The organism is Candidatus Legionella polyplacis, assembly GCF_002776555.1.
Lineage (GTDB): Bacteria > Pseudomonadota > Gammaproteobacteria > Legionellales > Legionellaceae > Legionella_E > Legionella_E polyplacis.
The window spans coordinates 425,473-450,800 of the sequence record NZ_CP021497.1 but is presented as its reverse complement, the minus strand read 5'-3'; the positions used below and the strand labels follow the sequence as shown (position 1 = coordinate 450,800).

Genomic DNA, 25,328 nt, shown 5'->3' with positions numbered 1-25,328 from the left:
TTTTTTACTTTAAAATAAAATATTTTATCAATACTTTTTATTGTATTTTAAATTAACTAAAAAAATATATACTTTCTTCATTAATTTATATAAAATAGTATCCTATACTATTGTATTTTTCGGGCCTATAGCTCAGAGGTTAGAGCAGCGGACTCATAATCCGTTGGTCCTAGGTTCAAATCCTAGTAGGCCCATAAAGGTAAATAATCTAAACAAAGTTTTAAAAAATTAACCCATAAACAAATAAGATATAAAAATAAAAATTTTACTTTCTAAAAGCTAAAATCTCGTTCTTTTTGTCTTCAACTAATTTATTAACTTTAGATACATATAAATCAGTAAACTTTTGAACAACATTTTTAACTAAACAACGTTCCTCATCCTTAGAAATTTTCTTTAATTTACTTAATGTTTTACAAAAATTATTTATATCACGACGAACATTCCTAATAGAAATTTTTGCCTCCTCTCCTATTGATTTTATATGAATCATTATCTTTTTTCTTCTTTCTTCAGTTAACAATGGACTATAAACATAAATATCTCCATTTTTTACAATTACAGATAATTCTAAATTGGAATCTAAAATAGATTTTTTAATAAAATTAACTAAACTTTTATCCCAAGGCTTCACAATTAACGTTCTAAAATCTAAAATACTGATATTAGCAATCTTTTTTAAAAAGAATTTATTACAATTATAATTAACAACAATATTACTTAATAAAGTACTATTGATACGAATCATTGTATTCTTTTTTAAACTATCTTGCATAGAAATTAAAATTCTATTCATTTTACAAATAATATCAGACTTAATATTATTGATAATCATATTTTAATCACCACTTACGATGGTACCAACTTGCTCTCCAAGTACAATTTTTTTTAAAATATCAAAATCTGAAAATTTAAAAACCTGAAAAGGCATATCATATTTTTGACATAAGTAAATAGCAGTAGTGTCCATAATTTTTAATTTATCTTTTAAGATCTTATCATATGTTAAAAATTTATAAAAAACAGCCTCTGAATTTTTTATAGGATCATCTGAATAAATTCCATCAACAATTGTTGCTTTCAACATTATATCGGCATTAACTTCAATAGCCCTTAAACATGCAGCAGAATCTGTAGTAAAAAATGGATTGCCAAGCCCTGCCGTAAAAATTACAACATATTTTTTATTTAAATAATTAATTGCTTGATTTTGATCATAAAAATTAGTTATACCCATAATAGGTATAGATGACATTAAAAAAGAAGGAACATTAATCTTCTTAAAAGACCCATGAATAGCTAATGCATTTAATACAGTAGATAGCATACCAATATGATCTCCTGTAATACGATCAAAACCAATGCAACTCAATTCTGATCCTCTAAAAAAATTTCCTCCACCCATCATTAAACCAACTTCAATTCCCATATTAATTAAACCTACAACAGAATCTCTTATAAAATTAACCGCATTGAAATCTATACCAAAACTATTCTTACCTAATAATGCTTTTCCGCTATACTTTAATAAAACTCTTTTATATTTGAGCACATAATTTTTTTTTATCACCATCAATTAAATATAAAACTCCTAAAATAGAAATAAATTTATTCTAAATCATCTAAAATTAAAATTTACATAAATCCATAATTTCCAACTTCAAATCTTATAAAAGATAATACAGTAACATGATTTTCCCTTAAATAATCATTAACTTTTAAATTATTATCTTTTATATAAACTTGTTCTAATAACGAATTATCCCTAATAAACTTATTAAGCTTTCCACTAACTATTTTATTATATATATCATCCGATTTATTTTTATCATGTTTTTTAGATTGTTCTAAAAACAACTTACGTTTTTTAGAAATCATTTTAACAGAAAACTGATCTTTACTAATTACCATAGGATTACATGCTGCTATATGCATAGCTATATTTTTGGCTATCAAATCATCTCCACCATTTAAATGAACTAAAACACCAATACGAAAACCATGTAAATAATATCCAATTCTATGATCAGAACTCTTACATACAATCTTATTCAAACGATTTAACTCAATATTTTCTCCTAATTTTAAAATAAGATTTTTTTTACCTTGCTCCACTGTTATAGATTCACCTAATAAATTTTCACTGTTTAAATCCATTACACTAAATACTTTTGGAATAAATAACGCTGTATCTGCAACCTTCATAACAAAATGCATAAAATAAGCATTTCTTATTACAAAATCAGTTTCAGAATTAACTTCCAATATTACTGCACTTTTACAATCTTCTGATCTACTAATAACAATAACACCTTCCTTAGTTTTTTTTATAGATTTATTAATAACTTTATTTTCACTATACTTATAAATATTATTTATAGCTTTTTTAAAATCCCATTTAGATTCTATAAGAAACTTTTTACATTCCATTATACTAATTCCTGTATATTCCCTCAATTTTTTAACCAAATTAACATGATCTAAATCCATAAAACCTCCAAATACTTTAAAATAAAAATAAAAATATCAAACTTTATGATTAATAATGTTATATATAACACTTAAATGTTATTTTCTAGAATTTGATAATAATAACGAAGAATTAGATTTATCTTTCTCCACAAAATTTTTCTTTTGTTCAGAAACAATAGCATTAGTAATAAAACTAACATAAATATCAATGGCTTTCATAGAATCATCATTTCCAGGAATAATATAATTGACATAATCAGGATTATTATTTGTATCTACCACTCCTATTATAGGTATTTTTAAACGACATGCTTCTTTAACTGCAATATGCTCGAAACCAATATCTATTATAAAAATAGCATCTGGCAAGCTTTCCATATTCTCAATTCCACCTAAACTTCTATCTAATTTATTAAACTCTCTTAATAAAATTAAAGCTTCTTTTTTAATCATTGTATCTAAAATACCTTTACTCCTCATTTCTCTTAACTCTTTTAATCTAAATATAGATTGTCGAACTGTTTTCCAATTAGTTAACATGCCACCCAACCATCTATGATTAACGTAAGGCATTTTACATCGATTTGCATTTTCAAAAATACTTTTTTGAGCTGCTCTTTTTGTTCCTACATAAAGAATTTTTGCTTTATGCATCACTAATGTACTAACATAATTCGCAGCTTCTTTTAATTTAATTAAAGTCTTTTCTAAATTAATTATATGAATTTTATCTTTAGATCCAAAAATATAAGGAGACATTTTTGGATTCCAAAATCTAGTACGATGTCCAAAATGTACTCCAGCTTCTAATAATTCACGTATACCTAAATTCATATTTCTCCTTATAAAATAAAAATTAAACTAAAATTTATTAAAAATATTTCATACACTTATTTAACAAAAACAAATATAAATTTTTCTTTACCTGATAAAAAAAATAAATCTCAACTTATATTTTACTAATAATATTATCATTTTTCATAACAGAATATAAAATTTAATATTAAATTTTAAAAATTAAACAATAAACTTAATATTTTTTTTTAAAAAAATTATATTTTTAAAATAAATTCTACTATTATACATATTTTAATATTATAAAATGTAAAATATATATTTTATTACTAAAGGAAATTATATTAATGAAAATAAATATCAAAAATAATCAAGAAATTCAAAAAATGCGAATTGCTGGAAAAATAGCAGCTTCCGTATTAGACATGATAGAACCATACATAAAAGAAGGAGTAACCACAAATGAAATTAACAATTTATGTCATAATTATATAGTAAATACACAAAAAGCTATTCCAGCTCCATTGGGATATTTTGGATTTCCAAAATCTATTTGTACATCTATAAATAATGTTGTATGTCACGGAATACCAAACAATAAAGTATTAAAAAATGGAGATATTATTAATATTGATATTGCTATTATTAAAAATGGATATCACGCTGATACCAGTAAAATGTTTTTAATAGGTACAACTTCCGAAAAAGCAAAAAATATTGTACAAACTTCATATGAATGCCTATTAATTGGTATCTGTCAAGTTAAACCTAATGTACATTTAGGAAATATAGGATACGCAATACAAAAACATGCTGAAAAATATCAATATTCCATTGTGAAAGAATACTGCGGTCATGGAATTGGAAAATATTTTCATGAACAACCTCAAATCTTACATTATGGAGTACCAGGAACAAAAGAAATATTAAAAAAAGGAATGACTTTTACAATAGAACCAATGATTAATGCAGGAAAACCTGATACAAAAATACTTAAAGACCAATGGACTGTTGTAACAAAAGATAATAGTTTATCAGCTCAATGGGAACATACAATTTTAGTAACTGATAATGGATTTGAAATTTTAACCTTACGAAAAAAAGAAAAAGAAATCATAAAAAAATATTATAACACTATTGATAAATCAATAGATTTTATTTAAAAATTTATTATTATTTCATAAAATAGTAAATTAATATAAACTTTAAAGATTAATATTTTTCTAATTTATATTAGATTATGATTTTCTACATTTATCAAAAAAATCATCTAACAACTTTGAACATTCTGACTCTAAAATCCCCTCATCAATTTTTACTCTATAATTTAATAAATTATTATTGAATAAATTACATATTGAACCACAAGCACCATTTCTAATATTTCTTAATGAAAAAATTATTCTTCCTATTCGAGATTGAATTATTGCTCCAGCACACATATAACAAGGTTCTAAAGTAGAATAAATCATAGTATCCAATAACTTAAATTTTTTTAAATTTAAAGCAGCTAAACGAATTGCATTTATTTCAGCATGTGCACAAGGATCACACTTCTGTAAAACTTGATTCCAACCATAACCAACCAATGTTTGTTCTGATGTAGTTATTACAGAGCCAACTGGAACTTCACCCTCATCTTTTGCAATCAATGCAAAATTATATGCTTTCTTCATCCAAAAAAGATCACTTGTACGATACACTATTCCCATTCTATAGTTGATGGAGGTTTTCCAGAAATATCATAAACCACTCTAGATACTTCTTCAACTTCATTAATAATTTTATTAGAAACATTTTCTAAAAAATCCCAAGGTAACTTTACAATTCTAGCTGTCATAAAATCCATACTCTTTATAGCTCTTAAACAAATAACATACTCATATAATCTATTATCTCCAATAACACCAACAGTCTTAATTGGAAGAAAAATAGAAAACGCTTGATCCACTGTACGATAAAGATCGTATCTTTTTAATTCTTCAATATAAATCTCATCAGATTTTTTTAAAATATTAATATATCTTTTTTTAACTTCTCCTATAATACGAATTCCAAATCCAGGACCTGGAAAAGGATGTTTATAAACTATATCACAAGATAATCCTAATTTTAAAGCTATATCTTTCACTTCATCCTTAAATAAATCTCTAATAGGCTCTATTAAATTTAACCTAAAATCATTAGGTAATCCACCAACATTATGATGTGTTTTAATTTTAAAAGAAAAATCGCTAAAATCATTAATTAATGACGATTCAATAACATCAGAACAAATAGTACCTTGAGCTAACCAATTAATATCAGAAAATCTTTTTGCACTATCAACAAATATTTCAGCAAAAACAGAACCTATAATTTCCCTTTTTTTTTCTGGAGAAACAATCCCACTTAAAGCATCTAAAAATTTATCTTCAGCATTTATTTTAATAATATTTATCCCAGTATCTTTCATAAAATCATCTATTATTCTTCGAATAAAATTATAATCTAATAATCCAGTATCAATAAATATACAAATTAAATTATTTTTTATTGCCATAAAAAGTAATTTAGCTACTACCATAGAATCTAAACCACCAGACACAGCTAACAGTACTTTATCATTTTTAACCTTATCTTTAATATCAAAAATAATCTTATCTATAATATTTGTTTTCATAAAAAAAACATCTGCACTACAAATATCAATAACAAACCTTTCTAAAATCTTTACTCCTTGTAAAGTTTGTGTAACCTCAGGATGAAATTGCAATCCATACCAAAATTTTTTTTCATTTGCTATACCAGCAATTACTCCATTATTTGTACTACAAATAACGTCAAAATTCTTTGGTAAAGTAATAATATGATCTTTATGACTCATCCAAACATCCAAAACTCTAATATTTTCACTATTTTTTCTATCATAAATATCTTTTAACAAACTATTATTGTTTTTAAACAAAAATACTTCTGTATGACCAGATTCAAATTTATTCACAGAACAAATCTTTCCACCTAATTGTGCAACCATAATTTGCATTCCATAACAAATACCTAATATAGGTACTTCTAAATTAAATAAATATTTAGGAACTTTAATATATGATGTAGAATTTACAGAATACGGACCTCCTGACAAAATAATTCCACAAGGAGATAAACTTTTTAAAAAATCAATATCTACATTATATAAACAAATATTACACACAACTCCCATTTCACGAATTCTCTTAACAATTAATCTTGTATACTGTGAACCAAAATCAAAAACTACTATAGAATTTCTTCTTTTAATTTTTAACATAAAATTTAATCAATTTGGTAATTTGGAGCTTGTTTAACTATATTAACATCATGAACATGTGATTCTCTCATTCCTGAATTAGTAATTTTAACAAATTTTGATTTTTTATGTAACATCTTTATATTTATACAACCTAAATATCCCATACAAGATTTTAATCCACCTATTAATTGCCTAACAACAGAATGCAACATACCTTTATAAGGAACTCTACCTTCAATTCCTTCAGGAACTATATCATCCAAATTTTTTTCATCATCCAAAAAATAACGATCAGAACACCCCATAATTCCAGACATAACACTTAAAGAACCCATACCCCTATAACTTTTATAAGCTCTACCTCTGTAAAATTCAGTATTACCAGCAGATTCTTCAGTTCCAGCAAATATTCCTCCTAACATTACTGAATCCGCTCCAGCAGCTAAAGCCTTACATATATCACCAGAATATCTGATTCCACCATCAGCTATTATAGGAACTTCTCCTTTCAACTTTTTAAAAATATTTAATATAGCAGTAATTTGTGGCATTCCAACTCCAGTAATAATACGAGTAGTACAAATTGATCCAGGACCTATTCCAACTTTCACTGCATCAACACCTGCTTTTACTAAAGTAACAGCAGCCTCAGGAGTAACAATATTACCACCAACTACTTGTACAGAAAAATTTTTTTTAATCCATCTTATAATATTTACAACTCTCTTTGTATGACCATGAGCTGTATCTATAACCAATACATCCGCTCCAGAATCCACTAGGGAACAAACTCTCTCTTCAGTATCTTTAAGATTGACACCAATAGCAGCACCTACACATAATTGTCCAGAATTATCCTTACAAGAAAAAGGATTTCTCTTGGCATTTTGTATATCTTTAACAGTAATTAACCCACATAAATCAAAAGAATTATTTACTACTAATAATTTCTCTATACGATTTTTATGTAAAAGACCAATAATTTTTTCTCTACTATCATTTTCATTAACAGTAACTAATCGTTCTTTAGGGGTCATAACATTCTGAACTAATAATGATAAATTAGTTTCAAAACGAATATCTCTACTAGTAACGATTCCAACTAACTTACCATTTTCAATTACAGGAAAACCTGAAACATTATATTTATCCATTACTTCTAATAGTTTTTTAACTGTAATATCTGAATTAACAACTATAGGATTTCGTACTATTCCACTTTCAAATTTTTTTACCTTTTTTACCTCTTCAGATTGAGAATAAATACTCATATTTCTATGAATTATTCCAATACCCCCTTCTTGAGCTAATGCTATGGCCAATTTAGATTCTGTAACTGTATCCATTGCAGCAGAAATAAATGGTATATTTAAAAATAACTCATTCGTTAATCGAGTTTTTAAAATAACCTCTTTTGGAAAAATATCTGAATATGCTGGAATCAGCAACACATCATCAAAAGTCAAAGCTTCTGCTTGCACATTAAAATCTGACATAATAAAGCCTTTTTCCTTCTTTATCACAAAAATACCAAAATCTATTTACTTAATAAATATTATCTTTAAAATTTAAAATAAAACATTATATATTCTTATAAAGAATAATATGATATCATACTCAATTAAAAAACTACAAATACATATTACTTATTTAATAGAATCCTAAAATTGGCTAAAATAATTGTAATTACCTCAGGAAAAGGTGGAGTTGGTAAAACTACCACATCTGCATCAATAGCTACAGGAATAGCATTATATGGATATAAAACTATAGTTATTGATTTCGATATTGGATTAAGAAATCTCGATCTTATAATGGGATGTGAAAGAAGAGTTATATATGACTTTATCAATGTTATTAATGGTGAAGTTACACTTCACCAAGCTATTATAAAGGATAAAAGAATAGCAAATCTATTTATATTGCCAACCTCACAAACAAAAGATAAAGAATCATTAACATTTAACGGAGTAGAAAAAGTATTAAATGATCTTTCTAATGAATTCGATTATATTATATGTGATTCTCCAGCAGGAATAGAAACAGGAGCTCTAATGGCAATGTATTTTTCTGATTATGCAATAGTAGTCATTAATCCAGAAATCTCTTCTATACGAGATGCTGATAGAATATTAGGATTATTATCAAGTAAAACTAAAAGAGCAATTGAAAACAAAAATCCTATACAAGAATTTTTATTAATAACAAGATACGACCAAAAACGTGTAACAAAAGGAGAAATGTTATCAATTTCTGATATAAAAGAAATACTAGGAATACCAATCATAGGAATTATACCAGAATCCAAAACCATACTAAAATCTTCTAACACAGGAATTCCAATTATTTTAAATAAAAAAAGTAATGCAAGTATCGCTTATCAAGATACAGTAGACAGATTTTTCGGAAAAAACAAACCATTTAAATTTGTCAAAAATAAAAAAAAAGGAATATTATATCGTCTATTTGGAAAAATAGGAATATATTAAAATGAATCTATTAAATTTCTTCAAAAAAAAAAATTTTTCTTCGAAAACTGCAAAAGAACGATTAAAAATTATTATTTCTCATGAAAATTCTAATCAAAACACAAAAAACAAATTATTAGAATTAGAAAAAGAAATTCTAAGTGTAATAACAAAATATATCCATATAAATAAAGATCAAATAAATATTGATCTAAAACAAATAAATAATAATAGCTCTACTATTGAGCTAAATATAACAATGCCACACATAAAATTATAATAATATATATAAAAGATTTATATAGATTTTTATAAATGAAAAAAAATATAAAATTCTAAATTATTTATTAATCACACTGATTGAATGCTTACTGATTATAGATTTCACTGATTTAATTCGTACATCTAAATCATCTGGTACATCTCCACCTCCTTGAGCAATATAATCATTCCCACCTCCACGATCACATAATATTTTAACAATATCCACAATTTTTGGAAAATACATAATAATATTCTTACTTATACTAGATATAACATTAAGCTTATTTCTTTTTATAAAAAATATAATTAAAATCGTACTTTTAAGTTCTCTATTTATTAACTCCAATGTATTCTTTAATACTTTAACATTATCTATAACATCACTTTTTATTTGCTCAATTAAAAAATTAATTCCATTAATTTCTTTCATATTTTTAAATAAAGTTTTTATAAAATATAAAGCTATTTTTCCATTTAATTCATTTAACTTTTTTTCCATATTTTTTTCTTTTTCTAAAACATTTAATACTTTACTTACAATAAATTCTGTTGTTGTATTAAAGAAATTTGAAATAATCTGTAATTGATCTATCCTATCACGAGCCCAAGAAAAAGCATAATAACCAGTCATTATTTCTATTCTTCTTACACCACTAGAAATACTGTTTTCAGAAATTATCTTACATAATCCAATACTTCCTGTATTCTTTACATGAGTACCACAACAAAATTCTTGCGATATATCTTTTCCTATGGATACAATTCTTATATTTTCACCATAACGTTGACTATTAAAAAAACTAATATCTATGTCTTTACAATCTTTTTTTTGCTTATATTTTATCAATACTGAATAATTAGATCTAATTTTATTATTTATACTATCCTCAATTTTACATAAAGAATCTGAAGATAATTTTTCAAAATGAAAAAAATCGAATCTAGCACGTTTATCCTCTATCAAAGACCCACATTGACGTACATGAAATCCAAGAATTTTCTTTAATACACTATATAATAAATGAATTGCAGTATGGTTAGAAGTTATTGCACAACGTCTAAAAATATCAATTTTAATAACAACCTCCTGATTGATAAAGAACTTTCCTTTTATTAAATATCCATAATGAAAAATATTTCTTTTAAAAAACTTAGTATTTTCTACAAAAAAAATACTACCATCATCAGACAATATCTGACCAGAATCACCTACCTGTCCTCCACTTTCAGCAAAAAATACAGTTTTATCAAGAACAATTATACTTCTAACTTTATAATTATTTAAAACAGAAATTAACTTACTGTCAGTAAATATAGCAATAATTTTTGCTTTTATCGTAAAAACATCATATCCAAAAAACTTAGTAGAATAAAAATTCTTACAAATTAAAAAATTATCTTTTTCATTAAAAGAATGTTTCAAAAAACTTCTCGATAACTCTTGCTGTTTTTTCATTAATTTATTAAATTCTTTAATATTAACAAAAAAATTATAATCTTTAACAATATCCAACATTAAATCCAACGGAACACCATAAGTATCATATAACTTAAATGCTACATTTCCAGAAATTTCTTTATTTTTTGAAAAATTCATTTCTTTTTTTAAAAAAATAATTCCTTTATTTAAAGTGCGATTAAAACGTAACTCTTCTTGCATTAAAATTTCTTTTATCTTTTCTTTGGAATTCAATAATTCTGGATATTCAGTCCCCATTAAAAATACTAAAGAATCTACTAATTTATAAAAAAAAGGAGAAATCAAACCTAATTTATTCCCATACCTAACTGCCCTTCTAATAATACGACGCAATATGTATCCTCTACCTACATTTTCTGGCAATACTCCATCCATAACCAAAAAAGAAGATGATCTTATATGATCAGAAATTATTTTTAAACAAACATTTTTTTTATCACTATCTATAATTCCTAATTTTTTTATTCTATTAATAATATATTTAAACAAATCAATATCATAATTATCTTTCACACCTTGCATTACAGAAGTAATTCGTTCTAAACCCATTCCTGTATCTACAGAAAATCGTGATAAAAGACTTAATTTCCCATATTTATCTTTATTAAATTGCATAAATACAATATTCCAAATCTCTATATAACGATCTCCATTATAAAAATCGTTAAAATTAAAAGTATTACTAGAATTTTCATTATCATAAAAAATTTCAGTACAAGGCCCACAAGGACCGACATCTCCCATAGACCAAAAATTACTATCTTTACCTCTTCGTATTAATCTATTACTTGATATCTTTATTTTATTTAACCAAATATCTTCAGTCTCTTTATCTTTTTCATAAACAGTAATCCACAACTTATCTTCTGATAAATTTAAAAAATTTAATAAAAAATCCCAAGCATAATAAATAGCTTCATACTTAAAATAACCACCAAAACTAAAATTACCTAACATTTCAAAAAATGTATGATGTCTTTTTGTATATCCAATACTCTCAAAATCATTATGCTTTCCACTGACACGCATACAACGTTGAATGCTGGCAACATTATGAACAATAGGATCTTCCAAACCAAGAAAAATATTTTTAAATTGAACCATACCAGAATTAACAAATAACAACGTAGAATCATCAGAAGGAATAAGAGAAGTCGAATCAACAATATGATGATTATTTTTATAAAAATAATCAATAAAAATTTTCTTTATTTCTAATCTTCTCATTATTAATAATGAAACTAAAAAATATAAAAAACTACAAAAACAATAACTATCAAATTATATTAACTTTAAAATCAAGTATAATTACAAATTATCTTAATTAATAAAACATTTATATATTATTAACATTAACTATATATTTTAAAACCATAAAACTACCTACTTTATTTTTAAAGTACATAATAAATAATTTTATATTTTATAAATATATTAAAATATATAAATAAAAAAACATTCAACTAAATTTAAAATTTTATTAAAGAAAATTAATCTATACTAGAAATCACAATTTTATATTTTACATAAAAATATTATTTTTACAATCCCGATTAATCTAACTAGAATTTATATATTAAAATATAAAAACTATTTAATGCGATTTTTAATCCTATTCCTACGTATTTCTTTTGGACTAACTAAAAGAAATTCGTAAATTTCAATACGATCCCCATTATTTAATAATGTTTCTAAAGAAACTTTTTCTGAAAAAATTCCTATAACTTTTCCAACAATATCAGGACATAAAGAAATTATATTTGTTTTATACAAAGCATCTTTAACTGTAGAATGAAATGGCAAAAACAATTTAAAATGAAACCATATAAAATCATAATTAACATAAACTAATTCAATATTTAACATACAAATCCTTAGCTCTTTTATAAAAAGCATCAACAATCTTATTAGAAATTTTATATAAAACAAACTGAATAGGAAAATATTTTATTTTACTCTCAACAATTTTACAATTTAGAATAAAAGATACCTCACAATTAATACTCTTTTTTTTATTAAAAAACCAAAATCCTCTTAAGTAACTAAACGGACCACTAATTAAACTAATTACTATCATTTTATTTAAAAATAAATAATTATATGTAGTAAATGATCTTTGTTGTCCTAATACAGAAATAACTAATGTAGCTTTTAATTCATTATTATTTTGATAATGTACTAAACTTTTAGAACAATATGGTAAAAATTCATTGTATTTTTCAACATCATTAACTAACATAAACATTTGTTCACAACTAAATGGAACGATACGAGTTTTTTTTATACGAAACATCATAAATCCTCTCTTTTTAAGCTTTAAAAATTTAACAAAACATTTTAAAAATCTCTTAATTTTTATATGTTTTTATAAAAATATTATTTTTATAAAAAATTAATATTTTCTTAACCAATCTTCTAAAAAAATACAAGCAGAAAAACTATCAATAGAAGAAGATATAATTTTACGATAACCTCCAATTTTAAATAATTTATCACGCGCCTCAACAGTAGATAAACGTTCATCTATAAAATAAACTGATTTCAAAAATCTGTTTTTCAGTTGATTAGCAAAAATACGAGTAGCAACCGTAATAGGTTGTTCTTTATTATTAGTACAAATTGGTAAGCCTAATATTAAAGCATTTGGATTCCAAATTCCAATAATTTTTTCAATGGAACTCCAATCTGGCATCCCATTAATAGATTGTAATGCAGGTAAAGGATTTGCACTAAATGTTACTCTTTGTCCAACTGCTAAACCTATACGTTTATACCCAAAATCAAAACCTAAAAAAATTTCATAAAATCTATTCATAAAAAATTTCATCTAAAATTTTATAAAAATATCTTTATATATTCTGATAATATTAACAATCAATTTTTTTCAAACAAAAAATTAAATAACATTCATTAGATTTTAATAATTAGAAAACTTTTACATAAAAAAATAATATGATTAATTAATAAATCTAAAAATAATACTGTTAAATAACATATAGAAAAATAAAAGTATATAGCAAAAATAAAACATTGTTTACTACACAAATTATATACAAAATATAAAAAACAACAACCTAAAAAAAATCACAGAAAAAAATACATAATACTACCCATTCCAATAATATATTGGTAATAAACTTAATATTATTAATAACATCATATAAAAAATAATATTTAATTTAGTAAATAATATTTCCATGAGTTACAGACAATATAAAAATTTCAGTATTTTGATAATCTTTACATTTATAAATTGTCAAAGACCAAAAATAAGGAAGAATCCACATAAAAATAATAAGAGCTAAAATAACCACACCTAAATCTATACAAATATAGCTATCCATCCAAGTAATATAAGAATAGATCCAAATAAACCACCTAAAACTATATTATAGGTAGTAAATCATTTTAAAAATACAGTATATAAACATCCATATCCTATCAGTCCAACAAATGACAAAATAACAATTAATTTATTAACAAAAATATATAATATTATTATACCTAAAACACCTAACAAAAAAACTGAAAAATAACAAGTACTATTAATAGTTATATAACCTTTAACAATAACTCTATTTTTTATTCAATTCATTAACAAATCAATTTTTTTATCTAAAATATTTATACTTGCAAATGAATATAAACAACATCCAAATACCTATTACAGATACCAGAATATCAAATAATTTAATCCATTTTAAAGATAATAAATACATACCGACAAATACTGTCCATAACATTAATATCACTATACGAATCTTATATAACTCCAAATAATATCTTATAACTTCAATAAAAATTTTATACTTTTAATAAACAATAATATTTTCTCCTTTGCGTTAAATATAATAAAAATATTAGTACAGAAAATAATAAAATTGCCATAAAAGTATGAATTATAGAAATCCATAATGGTAAAAAATAAATTACATTAACAACACCTAAAATACATTGAAAAATAACTATTAATACAATAGCAAAAATAATAATTTTTAATTTTTTTTCTTCAACATATCTCATAAAACTAATACATAAAACTAATAAATAAATTAACGTAAAAACTGCACCTAAACGATGCATTTCTTGTATAGCAGAACGAATTCTAATGTCAAAAATACCTCCTTGATAATTTTTATTAACCAAATGAAACATTTTAAAAATATAAGAAAAATATAACTTAGGAATCCAAATACCATTACATTTTGGAAAATCAACACAAGACATTCCAGAATAATTTGAACTAACCCATCCACCTAAAATAATTTGTACAAAAACAATTAATATACCAATCTTAATCCATATATTCCATTTAGGATAAAAATTTATATCTACTCTTGGATATAAAGATAATATTAAATAAAACAAAAATGAAAAAATTAAAATCCCTACTGTTAAATGTCCAACTACTATTACTGGAAATAATTTTAAAATAATAGTTAACTTCCCTAATTCTATTTGTAATAATAATAAAAATAATAAACTAAAAAACAACTTATAAGGAAACCTAACAAAACACGATCTAAAAAAAAATAACAAAAAATCTAAAATAATAATAAAAAATCCTAAAATACTAGCAATATATCTATGAATAATCTCTATATTTGCCTTTTTAATATCTAATACAGATAAATAATCTAACTTACTTTTTAAAAAAAACCAACTTCCATAACAAAATGGCCAATCTGGGCAACCTAAACCTGAATTACTTAAACGAGTATATGATCCCAACAAAATTACTACTACAGATAAAAATAATAAAAAAAATACTAAAATTCTTATTATTTTAATTTTTATTAAAAAATTCTTAATATCAAAAAAATTATTATTAACCAAAATAACCTCTTATATTGCATTTAATATATATGATAAATGTATCATATAAATTACTTAACAAATAAAATACTTATTTTTTTAAATAAAAAATAATAAAAATCATAGACAAAAAAAACCATTGAAAAGCATAAATATAATTCTTCAAAAAAAAACTTACATTATCAATTTTTTCTTCATAAAAACAATTATGTTTTTTTTTATAATCTAATAATAAAATAAATGGATAAACTCTTTTTTTTAAAAATTTACTTAACCATTGTAAATCTAACGATTCTACAAAAAATATCCCATGTCGTCTTTCTAAAATTTCTCCTAATAACCAATAATTTTTTATAGGATAATAAGCATACCCAATAACATTATGAAAATTATTAGAAATTGAAAAAAATTTTTGTCTCTTTTCTCTCTCTATTGTAAAATTACTATAACTAATCCAACCATTATCAACTAATATTACTCTTCTATTTAACAATAATAAAGGAACAAAAAAACGATATCCAAAATTATGGTGACAATACTGATTATCTAAATACAAAAATTTTCGTAAATATTTACCTTTAATAACAATTTTTTCTAAATTATAAGGAAAATCCATATTAATAGTCCATTTTTTTAAATAATTATCTTTATTAAATAAATAACTTTTTTTAAAACATTCTCTTTTTTCATTCGCCTTATGAAATTGAAATAACCCTAAACTAACTAATAATAAAAATATTAATAAATATATTGTATTAATAAAAATTTTAAGAAACATAAAATGACTCATATTGATAAAAAAATCAAATTAATAATTTAATAAAATTACCATTTTTAAAATTATTCGATCTATATAACCATCAAAATTAACTATAACAAATAGCATCAATAATCTTCGATTAATTTATTTATTAAAAATAAATTTATAAAATTTAATAATAATTAAATTATTAATATAAAAAATAAATATCTACTAAAAAATCTAGATATAAACATATTTAAAATCTTACAAAATTATTATATATTCTTCAACATAAATATATATTTAACATGTTAATCGGAGAGACAGGGATTCGAACCCTGGGAAAAATTATCTATTAAAACAATAATTTCTTCAACGATTTTCGAAACCGTCGCTTTAATCCACTCAGCCATCTCTCCATATATAACATTTATATAAAATTTCTTTTTTTATAAAAAAAAATCTTTTTTTTTAAAAAAATAAACAAATAACCCCAATATTAGCCCACAAAATATAGAACTTATTCCTAAAAAAGAAATGCCAGAAAAAATAATAATAAAAGTAACAAGAGATGCTTCTCTAGCGTATTGATCAACAATATTAAAAGACATATATAAACTTTTACTAATAATACTTAACAATGATAAACCAGTAATAGCTGTAATTAATTCTTTAGGAAATATACTAAGTACAGAAAACATCAAAGATCCACCAATCAATCCTATAAAAAGAAAAAAAAATCCCGCAAAAATAACTGATTTATAACGTTTAGATGGATCTTTATGTGCATCACTTCCCATACATATAGGAGCAGTAAATGTAGATAAATTAATAGAATAACAACCAAAAGGAGCTAAAAAAATTGTAATAATTCCAATCCAAATAATTAAAGATGAAATTGGAGGATTATATTTAAAAGAATTAATAATGGTAATTGCAGGAAGATTTTGAGTCATCATCATTATAAAAAATAAAGGCAAACCAATATTAATTAATGAATAAAAAGAAAATTTTGGTTTTATATAAGTTAATTTAATTAAATTAAAATATAAAGGATGAAAAATTAATAATTTTTTTAAAAAAGATATTAAAATACCAATAAATAATACTAAAAAAATAGTATATTCACTCAATATCTTCTTCCCTATTAAATAAACAAAATACATAGAAAGAACCAATAAAAATTGACTCTGCATTGCTTTAAAAAAATTTATACCAAAATGCAATAAAACTCCAGACAACATTGAATAAACAATAAACTTAGGTATACGCATAATTATATTTTTAAACCAACCTGTTATTCCGAATAAAACTGTTAAAAAACCACAAAACATAAAAATACCAATAAATTCATTTAATGAAACTCCATAATAAAGATTTGTAATTAAAAAAGCAGCACCTGGAGTTGACCATGCTGTTAAAATAGGCATTTTATAATATGTAGAAAATCCAACACAAGTTAAAAAAATTCCTACACTTAAAACAAAAATCCAAGAACTCGCTTCCTTAAAACTTAAACCAAATGCCAAAGGCAACTGAAAAACAATAGCAGAAGAACTAAAAAAACCAATCATCACAGCTGTAAAACCAGCATTTAAATTAGAAAAACTTATATATTTTCTCATAACAAATCGAATCTATAATTAAAAAACCATATTAAAAATAAAAAATAATTTTACTAATTATTTTTATAATAATTATCTAATAAATTAATTCTACATAAAAAATAATATTAATCCCTTAAATTTAATTCTAAATTGCATATTTTACTCTATATTATTTAATATCTTAATTAAAATAGACTACAATAAATCATCTTAACCAACACAAAATACAAAAAATAATAAAAAATCAATAATTTTTATCACTAAAACTATTCAATCAAAAAAATAATAAAACCTAAAAAATAAAATTTTTATATTTATAAAATTAAATTCTATAAAATAACTTATATAAATTAAAATAGCATGTTTAATACAAATAAATAAATTACAAATTAATAAATATTATTAAAATAAAACTTCTCTATACAATACTTATTATTTTATCAAATATTCTAATTTAACTACTAAAGTAAAATTATGTTAATTCTTAAAAAAACTTACAAAAATAAATCATAATTTATTAACAAAATTTATTAAATTTTATAAAAACTAAGTTTTATTAACACAATTCTATATAATAACCACTAACTAATCATTTACAACAAACAAAAATATAGGATCTTAATCTAATGAAAAAAATCAACCATATTATTATATATATAAGAAAAAAACAAAAAAAACAAAATATTAATCAAAGCTTACATAACTTAATTGAATATCTAAAAAATAATAATATAAAATATTTTTTAGATTACAAAATAACAAAAATTTTTAAATTAAAAAAAACAAATCCAAATTATAAATTAATAAAAAAATATGACCTAATTATTGTAATAGGAGGAGATGGAAGTTTATTATCTGCTGCACAAATAGCTATTCAAGCTAATATACCAATTATAGGGATTAACCAAGGAAATTTAGGATTTTTAACAGACATATCCCCAAATAATTTAAAAAAAAATTTAAATTCCATTTTCTCTGGAAATTATCAAGAAGAAATTAGATCATTACTTCATTTATCTATTTATAATGGAAAAAAAATATATTATCAAAAAGATGCACTAAACGATATTGTATTAAGTAAAGGAATAAAAACATATCTTATTGAATTCGATATTTATATTAATAAATACTTCGTTAATCACTATTGTTCAGATGGAATAATTCTAGCTACTCCAACCGGATCAACAGCCTATTCTTTATCAGCTGGAGGACCTATTGTTCATCCAAAACTTCATGCAATTATATTAACACCTATATCCTCACATAATTTAAATTCTCGACCTTTAATAATTGATCAAAAATCAAAAATAAATATAAAAATTAATAAACGCAACAAAAATACAATTCTTATTAGTTGTGACGGACAAAAATATACATTAATTAAACCTGGTCAATATATATCTATTAAAAATAGTAATAAAAAACTTAGAATACTACATCCAAATAATTATCAATATTATAAAAGTTTAAAAATTAAACTAGGATGGGGATACAAAAATAAAAATTACACTATTCATAAATAAGTCTTTACATTTTATTTAATAAAATATTTATTTATATCAATTTTAATATAGAACAAAATATATATAATATTAAAAAAAATAAGCACAAAATTTATTACATATAAATAAATTTTGTTCTACAATAAGGACAAATTACCATACCCATTTTTTTTATAGATAAATAAACTTTTGGATGAAAACTATCTTTATTTTTAATCCTATCATTAGGACAACTTAATGGTAAATCAATTTTAGATATTAGATATTCTTTTTTATTTTTAAAAAATCTTTTTTTTTTACCTAATAAAAAATCATTATTTTTATACATTTTTTATTTACCTTTAATATAAAAAATTATATTTAAATAATAAGTCTTGTATTGTCTTCATAAGAAGAGTATAAATATCACTTTTATCGCAATAAAAAAAATAACTATTTTTACTCCAATGCCTCAACCAAGTTAACTGTTTCTTTGCTAATCGACAAGTAAATCTGATTCCTTTATTACACATACTTTTATAACTATAATATCCCAATAAATATTCAATTACTTGTCTGTAACCTATAAGCTTCATAACAGGAGATGATAAAGATAACTTCCATTTTACAATTAATTCATTTACTTCTCCAACTAAATTTTTAGATAACATTTTTAAAAAACGTACAGAAATTCTTTTATACAACCAAAACCGATTCTCTGGATATAAAATTAAATTTATAAAATTATATTTAACATCACTTTTTTTTAAAAAAAAATAAGATAAAGGTTTTCCAGTAAAATAATATACTTCAAGACCTCTCTGAATACGTTTTTTATCATTAGAACAAATTTTAGAAGCAAATAAAGGATCAATATTTTTTAATTTTTCATATAAATAATTCCATCCATATTTTTTTGCTTTACACAAAACATATATTCGTACTGAATCACTACAATCTGGTGAATAACATAATCCATTTTGCAAAACATTAAAATACATCATAGCACCACCTACTAATAAAGGAATTTTATTTTTTCCTAAAATATTCTCTATACACAACAATACATCATTATAAAATTTTGCAACTGAATAATATTCATAAGGATTTAAAATATTAACTAAATAATGAGGATACTTAGATAACAGTCTATTACTTGGTTTATTTGTTCCAATATTTATTTCTTTATAAACCATACCAGAATCAACACTAATAATTTCAAAAGGAAATTTTCTATATAAAGAAATAGCAAGAAAAGTCTTTCCAGAAGCAGTAGGACCCATTAAACAAAAAACTGTAGGTAATTTCATTTTTTCAAAAAAATTTTTAATAACACTATTAATTAATTTTAATTAAAATAAAATTTCGCATTTCAATTACTTTTTACCAAAATAAAAATACTAAAAAATCTTAAAAATTATATATTCATTAAATTTTATTAACAAAATCATAACCCATTTTATACAACATTGCTATTTTACTATTAAATGGAATATTTTCTTCAAAAAAACATCTTAAACCAGAAAAAATCGCATAAGCAATTTTCATTCGATAAAAAGAAATTTTTAAAAACTTTTCTTCCTTTGGATTGGATATAAATCCTATTTCTATTAATATAGACGGTATATCCAAAGATTTTAATATCATAAATCTAGCTTGTTCTACCATAGGATTATGTAAATTTATTACATTATTCAGATAATATAATATTCTCTTAGCTATACTGAAACTAATCCACGTTGTATTAATTTCATAAAAATCAGAATAGATTGACATTGGCATAACATTGTTACTATTAATTTTTAAAGATTTATATTTTTTATATCTAAATAACATTTTATTAATCGATAAATATTTAAGATATTTTCTATCTTTTCTGATATTTAATAAAGTAAAAACTAAAGCACCATTAGATCTTTTATTTACACAAGAATTTACATGAATAGAAATTAATAAATCAGCATTATATCTTTTAGCAATTAACAATCTATCTTTTAATGAAATATAAGAATCTTTTTTTCTCGTTAAAAATGCACGCATACCAACTTGATTATCTATCAATTCTTTAAGATATTTTGCTATTATTAATGTAATATCTTTTTCTTTACTAGAATCTAATCCAGAAGCTCCAGGATCTTTCCCTCCATGTCCAGGATCTAGTACTATTACTAAATTACGATATAAATTTCTAATATTAAAATATTTTATAAAAAAATCTGAAATATAATAAATAATTTCTTTTTTTTTAAAAAAAAAGTTTTTATTCACTAAATAAATAAAAACTTTTTGATTTAAATAAAAAAAATCTGAAACAAACTTAACCTTAACAGAAACCATTTTATTAATAATAAAAACTAAACGTAGTGTATTATTATTAATTGCAAATATATTCATATTTGTAATTAATGAACTCTTAACAAAAATTTTTTTTAAATCAAATACTAATGGTATGATACTTTTTAAATCAATCACAACTTTATTCAATTTATTTAAAATAAACACATTACAAATTACTAATGAACTACATTTTAATAATATAAATGTTTTACATTTTTTTTTTTTAAGATTAATAGATATTAATTGATCAATATTTTCAATAAAACAAAAAATAAATAATAAAAAAATAAAATTTATAATATATAATATAAAAAATAAAACTTTTTTAAAATAAATAAACAATTTTTTCTTATTAAACATAAATACTAATAATTTATGTTATAAATAAAAACCTAATTTAGACATTATAATTTTCCCTTTTTTACTTAAACACTGTAAAGACAATAATCTACCCCATTCATATAATGATAAAAAAAAATTAAGATCAACATATTTTTTGATAAATGGATAAATAATTTCAGGCCACTCAATACAACAAATAGCATTTTGTAATAAATAATCCATAATTTCAATATTGTCTAACTCACAAATATTATTTATACGATAAAAATCAAAATGATAAATATTTATGTTTTTAATAAAATCTTGATAACTTTCAACAATAGAAAATGTCGGACTTATAACTTTATCTCGAATTCCCATATTATTCAATAAAATCCGAATAAAAGTTGTTTTCCCTACACCTATATTACCACTAAAGGTTAAAATTAAAGGAGGATTTAATTCTTTAACCAATTGTCTAGCAATATTTCGGAAACATCTTTTACTTAAAATTTTAAAACAATACTTTTTTTTCATAATTTAATTTTTATATTATACATAATAATAAACAATATTTATTATGATATTTTTATCATCAATAAAAAATATTATTTACAACTTTCACTTATAGATAAAAAATATTTAATAAAATTATAGTATTTGTTATTTGTAATTCATAATCAAGTAAATTATCTGTTAAATAAATTAATATTTTTTTGTAACCAAAACATTAAATCACTAGCTAATAAACCACGTTCACCATTTATAAACGCAGCTTGAGAACCAGATATTCCATGAATCCATACCCCTAATATAACAGAATCTCTAATAGATAAACCCTGAGATAATAACCCACCTAACACTCCACTTAAAACATCACCCATTCCACTACTAGCCATTCCAGGATTTCCTTCACAACAAAGATAGGGAATATCTTCTTTATCAGTATAAATTAATGTATCATATCCTTTAAGGATAATAGCACCACCATATTTATCCTTTATTCTTTTTAATGCTTTATATCGATCCGATTGAATTTCCTTAACTGTACAAGATAATAAAGATGCAGCCTCCCCAACATGAGGAGTTAAAATCCAATTATTTTTATAACAATTCTTAAATTTTGATAAAACTTGCAAAGCAGAAGCATCTACAACAGTAGCTATATTAGATAATAGTACTTTGCTAAATAAAAATCTTGTCCATGTATCTTCTGTCAATCCAGGTCCAATTACGCAAACTGTTGATTTTTTCATTAATTTAATAAACTGTAATATATCTTTAAAACTATAAACCATAACTTCAGGTAAGTTAAAAGAAAATTGATTTACATATTCACTTCTAGTAAATACAATTACTGAACCAGCACCAACTCTTAATGCAGCTTTAGCAGATAAATACACAGATCCTGGCATTCCATAATTACCACCAATAATTAAAACACGTCCAAACAAACCTTTATGAGAATTTTTTTTTCTTTTTAAAAAAATTATATCTTTATATAAATAATTATTTAATAAATAAACCGTAGGTTTTACATCTGAATAAATATAATTAGATTGAAATGAAATACAAATTATTTTTCCACAATAATCAGGACCATCTAAAATTAATAAACCTAATTTGATTGCTAAAAATGTTATAGTTAAAGTAGACTTTATTGCTCCACATTGAAAAATACAACCAGTATCTACATCTATTCCAGATGGAATATCCAATGATATAACAGGCAATAAACTATTATTAATCTTATTAATAATATTACTCATTTTTTTTATATTTATACTAAAATCTTTATCACTATTATCTATTCCAATTAAAGCATCAATAATTAAATCTATATTACTATCTATGCAATCATCTATTGTTTTGTAAATAAAATTAATTCTAAATTTATTCAACATTAATTTTTGAATTAATAAAGATATTGGTTTAAATAAATTACACTGATAAATTACAACAGAATAACCACTCTCATACGCAAATTTTGCTAACATATAACCATATGTAGCATTAAAACTACTCCCACAAAATATAGCAACTTTCTTAATAAAAGGATACCTATGATTAATATTCAACAAAATATTTTTTGCAATCTTTTCAATTAAATCACTATTAGTTAAATTAAATATTTTTAGTATATTTTTTTTGTATAAAAAAAAATCTTTTTTTCTATATACAGAAAAATATTTCATAATTTTAATAAAAATTAAAATAATAATATCTAATTATTAACATGTAAAAAGCAAAACAGTATTACACATTAACGCTTAGAATATTGAGTTGATTTTCTAGCTTTATGCATTCCAAATTTTTTTCTCTCAACTGTTCTTGAATCACGAGTTAATAAACCGTTAGATCGTAATTTTTTCCTATAAAATTGAATAGAATATTCTTTACTTAAATGATCATCATCTAATAAAGCACTATTAAAAAATTTTCTTTCATCATAATTTACTAAAGCACGTGCTATACCTAAACGAATAGCACCAGCTTGTCCAGAAATACCTCCACCATAAACTTTAATATTTACATCAAATTTATTTATAGAACCTATAACTACTAATGGTTGACAAATTAATACACAAGCTACATCCCCAAAATAATTTTCTAAAGAACGATTATTCACCTTAATTTTACCACTACCAATTGATAAAAATACTCTAGCAACTGAACTCTTTCTTCGACCAGTCCCATAAAAACAAATATTATTAACATTCATATCTATTGATTTCCTTAAATATCTATATATTTAGGATTTTGAGCCTGATGAGGATGTTTTAATCCTAAATAAATTTTTAATTTTTTAATTATAGACCTTCCCAAAGAATTTTTAGGTAACATTCCTTTTACAGCTAATCTAATAATATGTTCAGGATTCTTCTTTTTTAATTGAAAAAAATAAATACTTTTCAACCCTCCAGGATACCCTGAGTGTCTATAATATTTTTTCTCTTTAAATTTTTTTCCAGTTACTAATATTTTTTCTGCATTTACTATGATTACATAATCTCCATTATCTAAATGCGGAGAATATTCCGATTTATTTTTACCCATCAAAATAATAACTACTCTACTTAAAAAACGACCTAAAATTTTATTAGAAGCATCAATAATATACCAATTACGTTTAATTTGTTTTTTTTTCAAACTAAATGTTTTCATATTAAACTCCATAAACACTTTTAAATAAAATTTTTATTAAATACAAATAATATATTTTTTATTTAAAAAAAATCTCTTACATATTTAAAATAATAAAAATTAAATTTTTA

At 22.6% G+C, this 25,328-nt stretch carries 26 protein-coding genes and 2 tRNA genes; 5 read left to right on the top strand and 23 right to left on the bottom strand.

Features of this window, described 5'->3' with window-relative positions; genetic code table 11:
* Nucleotides 1-121: 121 nt before the first annotated feature.
* A tRNA-Ile gene (locus CCU22_RS02230) sits at nt 122-194 on the top strand.
* A 71-nt stretch (nt 195-265) separates the two neighbouring features.
* On the opposite strand, the gene CCU22_RS02225 is transcribed toward CCU22_RS02230, so the two are convergent.
* From CCU22_RS02225 to rpsB, 4 genes are all read right to left on the bottom strand, one after another.
* Nucleotides 266-835 carry a ribosome-recycling factor gene (locus tag CCU22_RS02225; RefSeq protein ID WP_100114954.1) on the bottom strand — a complete coding sequence of 190 codons (570 nt, stop codon included), beginning with the start codon at nt 833-835 and terminating at the stop codon, nt 266-268.
* Between the two features lie 3 nt (nt 836-838).
* Entirely contained in the window at nt 839-1,573 is a 735-nt protein-coding gene (gene pyrH / locus CCU22_RS02220; protein ID WP_100114953.1) for a UMP kinase, read from the bottom strand.
* 62 nt (nt 1,574-1,635) lie between these two features.
* Complete coding sequence (gene tsf, locus CCU22_RS02215; protein ID WP_100114952.1) at nt 1,636-2,490, bottom strand: translation elongation factor Ts; 855 nt, start codon at nt 2,488-2,490, stop codon at nt 1,636-1,638.
* 78 nt (nt 2,491-2,568) lie between these two features.
* Nucleotides 2,569-3,306 carry a 30S ribosomal protein S2 gene (gene rpsB, locus CCU22_RS02210; protein ID WP_100114951.1) on the bottom strand — a complete coding sequence of 246 codons (738 nt, stop codon included), beginning with the start codon at nt 3,304-3,306 and terminating at the stop codon, nt 2,569-2,571.
* A gap of 308 nt (nt 3,307-3,614) precedes the next feature.
* On the opposite strand from rpsB, the gene map reads away from it, so the two are divergent.
* On the top strand, nt 3,615-4,430 hold the full coding sequence (gene map / locus CCU22_RS02205) for a type I methionyl aminopeptidase (RefSeq protein ID WP_100114950.1): 816 nt from the start codon (nt 3,615-3,617) through the stop codon (nt 4,428-4,430).
* A gap of 75 nt (nt 4,431-4,505) precedes the next feature.
* Here the strand turns inward: map and tadA are convergent, their stop codons facing one another.
* Genes tadA through guaB form a run of 3 tightly spaced genes read right to left on the bottom strand, consistent with a single transcriptional unit; the run spans nt 4,506 to nt 8,034 of the window.
* Nucleotides 4,506-4,970, bottom strand: coding sequence for a tRNA adenosine(34) deaminase TadA (tadA, locus tag CCU22_RS02200; RefSeq protein ID WP_406564799.1), 465 nt, complete (start codon nt 4,968-4,970; stop codon nt 4,506-4,508).
* Nucleotides 4,970-6,556 (bottom strand): glutamine-hydrolyzing GMP synthase, encoded by a 1,587-nt coding sequence (gene guaA / locus CCU22_RS02195; protein ID WP_100114948.1) that lies wholly within the window; start codon nt 6,554-6,556, stop codon nt 4,970-4,972. Before guaA ends, tadA begins: the two co-directional genes overlap by 1 nt.
* A gap of 5 nt (nt 6,557-6,561) precedes the next feature.
* Complete coding sequence (guaB, locus tag CCU22_RS02190) at nt 6,562-8,034, bottom strand: IMP dehydrogenase (RefSeq protein WP_100114947.1); 1,473 nt, start codon at nt 8,032-8,034, stop codon at nt 6,562-6,564.
* Nucleotides 8,035-8,205: 171 nt separating this feature from the next.
* Here guaB and minD point away from each other — a divergent pair, with 171 nt between their 5' ends.
* Nucleotides 8,206-9,027: a septum site-determining protein MinD gene (gene minD / locus CCU22_RS02185; RefSeq protein ID WP_100114946.1), complete on the top strand. Its 822-nt coding sequence runs from the start codon at nt 8,206-8,208 to the stop codon at nt 9,025-9,027.
* Between the two features lies 1 nt (nt 9,028).
* Nucleotides 9,029-9,286, top strand: a complete 258-nt coding sequence (gene minE / locus CCU22_RS02180) for a cell division topological specificity factor MinE (protein WP_100114945.1) — start codon at nt 9,029-9,031, stop codon at nt 9,284-9,286.
* Nucleotides 9,287-9,346: 60 nt separating this feature from the next.
* On the opposite strand, the gene alaS is transcribed toward minE, so the two are convergent.
* The 9 genes from alaS to CCU22_RS02145 all read right to left on the bottom strand — a co-directional run bounded on the left by alaS (nt 9,347) and on the right by CCU22_RS02145 (nt 17,932).
* Complete coding sequence (gene alaS, locus CCU22_RS02175) at nt 9,347-11,977, bottom strand: alanine--tRNA ligase (RefSeq protein WP_100114944.1); 2,631 nt, start codon at nt 11,975-11,977, stop codon at nt 9,347-9,349.
* Between the two features lie 363 nt (nt 11,978-12,340).
* A complete protein-coding gene (locus tag CCU22_RS02170) occupies nt 12,341-12,616 on the bottom strand; it encodes an RnfH family protein (protein ID WP_158521325.1) in 276 nt (91 codons plus the stop codon).
* Nucleotides 12,603-13,043: a type II toxin-antitoxin system RatA family toxin gene (locus tag CCU22_RS02165; RefSeq protein WP_158521324.1), complete on the bottom strand. Its 441-nt coding sequence runs from the start codon at nt 13,041-13,043 to the stop codon at nt 12,603-12,605. The genes CCU22_RS02170 and CCU22_RS02165 overlap by 14 nt, the downstream gene beginning before the upstream one ends.
* Nucleotides 13,044-13,142: 99 nt before the next feature.
* Nucleotides 13,143-13,565 carry a Holliday junction resolvase RuvX gene (gene ruvX / locus CCU22_RS02160; RefSeq protein ID WP_100115045.1) on the bottom strand — a complete coding sequence of 141 codons (423 nt, stop codon included), beginning with the start codon at nt 13,563-13,565 and terminating at the stop codon, nt 13,143-13,145.
* 364 nt (nt 13,566-13,929) lie between these two features.
* The gene (locus tag CCU22_RS02595) at nt 13,930-14,094 is read right to left on the bottom strand and encodes a hypothetical protein (RefSeq protein ID WP_158521323.1); all 165 of its coding nucleotides are present in this window, start codon (nt 14,092-14,094) and stop codon (nt 13,930-13,932) included.
* Between the two features lie 460 nt (nt 14,095-14,554).
* A complete protein-coding gene (locus tag CCU22_RS02155; protein WP_158521322.1) occupies nt 14,555-15,586 on the bottom strand; it encodes a COX15/CtaA family protein in 1,032 nt (343 codons plus the stop codon).
* Between the two features lie 70 nt (nt 15,587-15,656).
* The gene (locus tag CCU22_RS02150) at nt 15,657-16,343 is read right to left on the bottom strand and encodes an SURF1 family cytochrome oxidase biogenesis protein (protein ID WP_158521321.1); all 687 of its coding nucleotides are present in this window, start codon (nt 16,341-16,343) and stop codon (nt 15,657-15,659) included.
* A gap of 280 nt (nt 16,344-16,623) precedes the next feature.
* Nucleotides 16,624-16,726, bottom strand: a tRNA-Ser gene (locus tag CCU22_RS02590).
* 30 nt (nt 16,727-16,756) lie between these two features.
* Nucleotides 16,757-17,932, bottom strand: coding sequence for a benzoate/H(+) symporter BenE family transporter (locus CCU22_RS02145; protein ID WP_100114939.1), 1,176 nt, complete (start codon nt 17,930-17,932; stop codon nt 16,757-16,759).
* A gap of 608 nt (nt 17,933-18,540) precedes the next feature.
* On the opposite strand from CCU22_RS02145, the gene CCU22_RS02140 reads away from it, so the two are divergent.
* On the top strand, nt 18,541-19,437 hold the full coding sequence (locus CCU22_RS02140) for an NAD(+) kinase (protein ID WP_100114938.1): 897 nt from the start codon (nt 18,541-18,543) through the stop codon (nt 19,435-19,437).
* Between the two features lie 94 nt (nt 19,438-19,531).
* Here CCU22_RS02140 and CCU22_RS02135 read toward each other — a convergent pair whose 3' ends face one another.
* From CCU22_RS02135 to rplM, 7 genes are all read right to left on the bottom strand, one after another.
* The gene (locus CCU22_RS02135) at nt 19,532-19,744 is read right to left on the bottom strand and encodes a zinc-finger domain-containing protein (protein WP_100114937.1); all 213 of its coding nucleotides are present in this window, start codon (nt 19,742-19,744) and stop codon (nt 19,532-19,534) included.
* A 13-nt stretch (nt 19,745-19,757) separates the two neighbouring features.
* The gene (gene miaA / locus CCU22_RS02130; RefSeq protein ID WP_100114936.1) at nt 19,758-20,705 is read right to left on the bottom strand and encodes a tRNA (adenosine(37)-N6)-dimethylallyltransferase MiaA; all 948 of its coding nucleotides are present in this window, start codon (nt 20,703-20,705) and stop codon (nt 19,758-19,760) included.
* A 118-nt stretch (nt 20,706-20,823) separates the two neighbouring features.
* Nucleotides 20,824-21,879 (bottom strand): N-acetylmuramoyl-L-alanine amidase family protein, encoded by a 1,056-nt coding sequence (locus CCU22_RS02125; protein WP_158521320.1) that lies wholly within the window; start codon nt 21,877-21,879, stop codon nt 20,824-20,826.
* Nucleotides 21,880-22,110: 231 nt separating this feature from the next.
* Nucleotides 22,111-22,590, bottom strand: coding sequence for a tRNA (adenosine(37)-N6)-threonylcarbamoyltransferase complex ATPase subunit type 1 TsaE (gene tsaE, locus CCU22_RS02120; protein ID WP_100114934.1), 480 nt, complete (start codon nt 22,588-22,590; stop codon nt 22,111-22,113).
* Between the two features lie 152 nt (nt 22,591-22,742).
* Nucleotides 22,743-24,248, bottom strand: coding sequence for an NAD(P)H-hydrate dehydratase (locus tag CCU22_RS02115; RefSeq protein ID WP_100114933.1), 1,506 nt, complete (start codon nt 24,246-24,248; stop codon nt 22,743-22,745).
* A 68-nt stretch (nt 24,249-24,316) separates the two neighbouring features.
* On the bottom strand, nt 24,317-24,775 hold the full coding sequence (gene rpsI / locus CCU22_RS02110) for a 30S ribosomal protein S9 (RefSeq protein ID WP_100114932.1): 459 nt from the start codon (nt 24,773-24,775) through the stop codon (nt 24,317-24,319).
* A gap of 14 nt (nt 24,776-24,789) precedes the next feature.
* On the bottom strand, nt 24,790-25,218 hold the full coding sequence (rplM, locus tag CCU22_RS02105) for a 50S ribosomal protein L13 (RefSeq protein ID WP_100114931.1): 429 nt from the start codon (nt 25,216-25,218) through the stop codon (nt 24,790-24,792).
* Between the last annotated feature and the right edge of the window lie 110 nt (nt 25,219-25,328).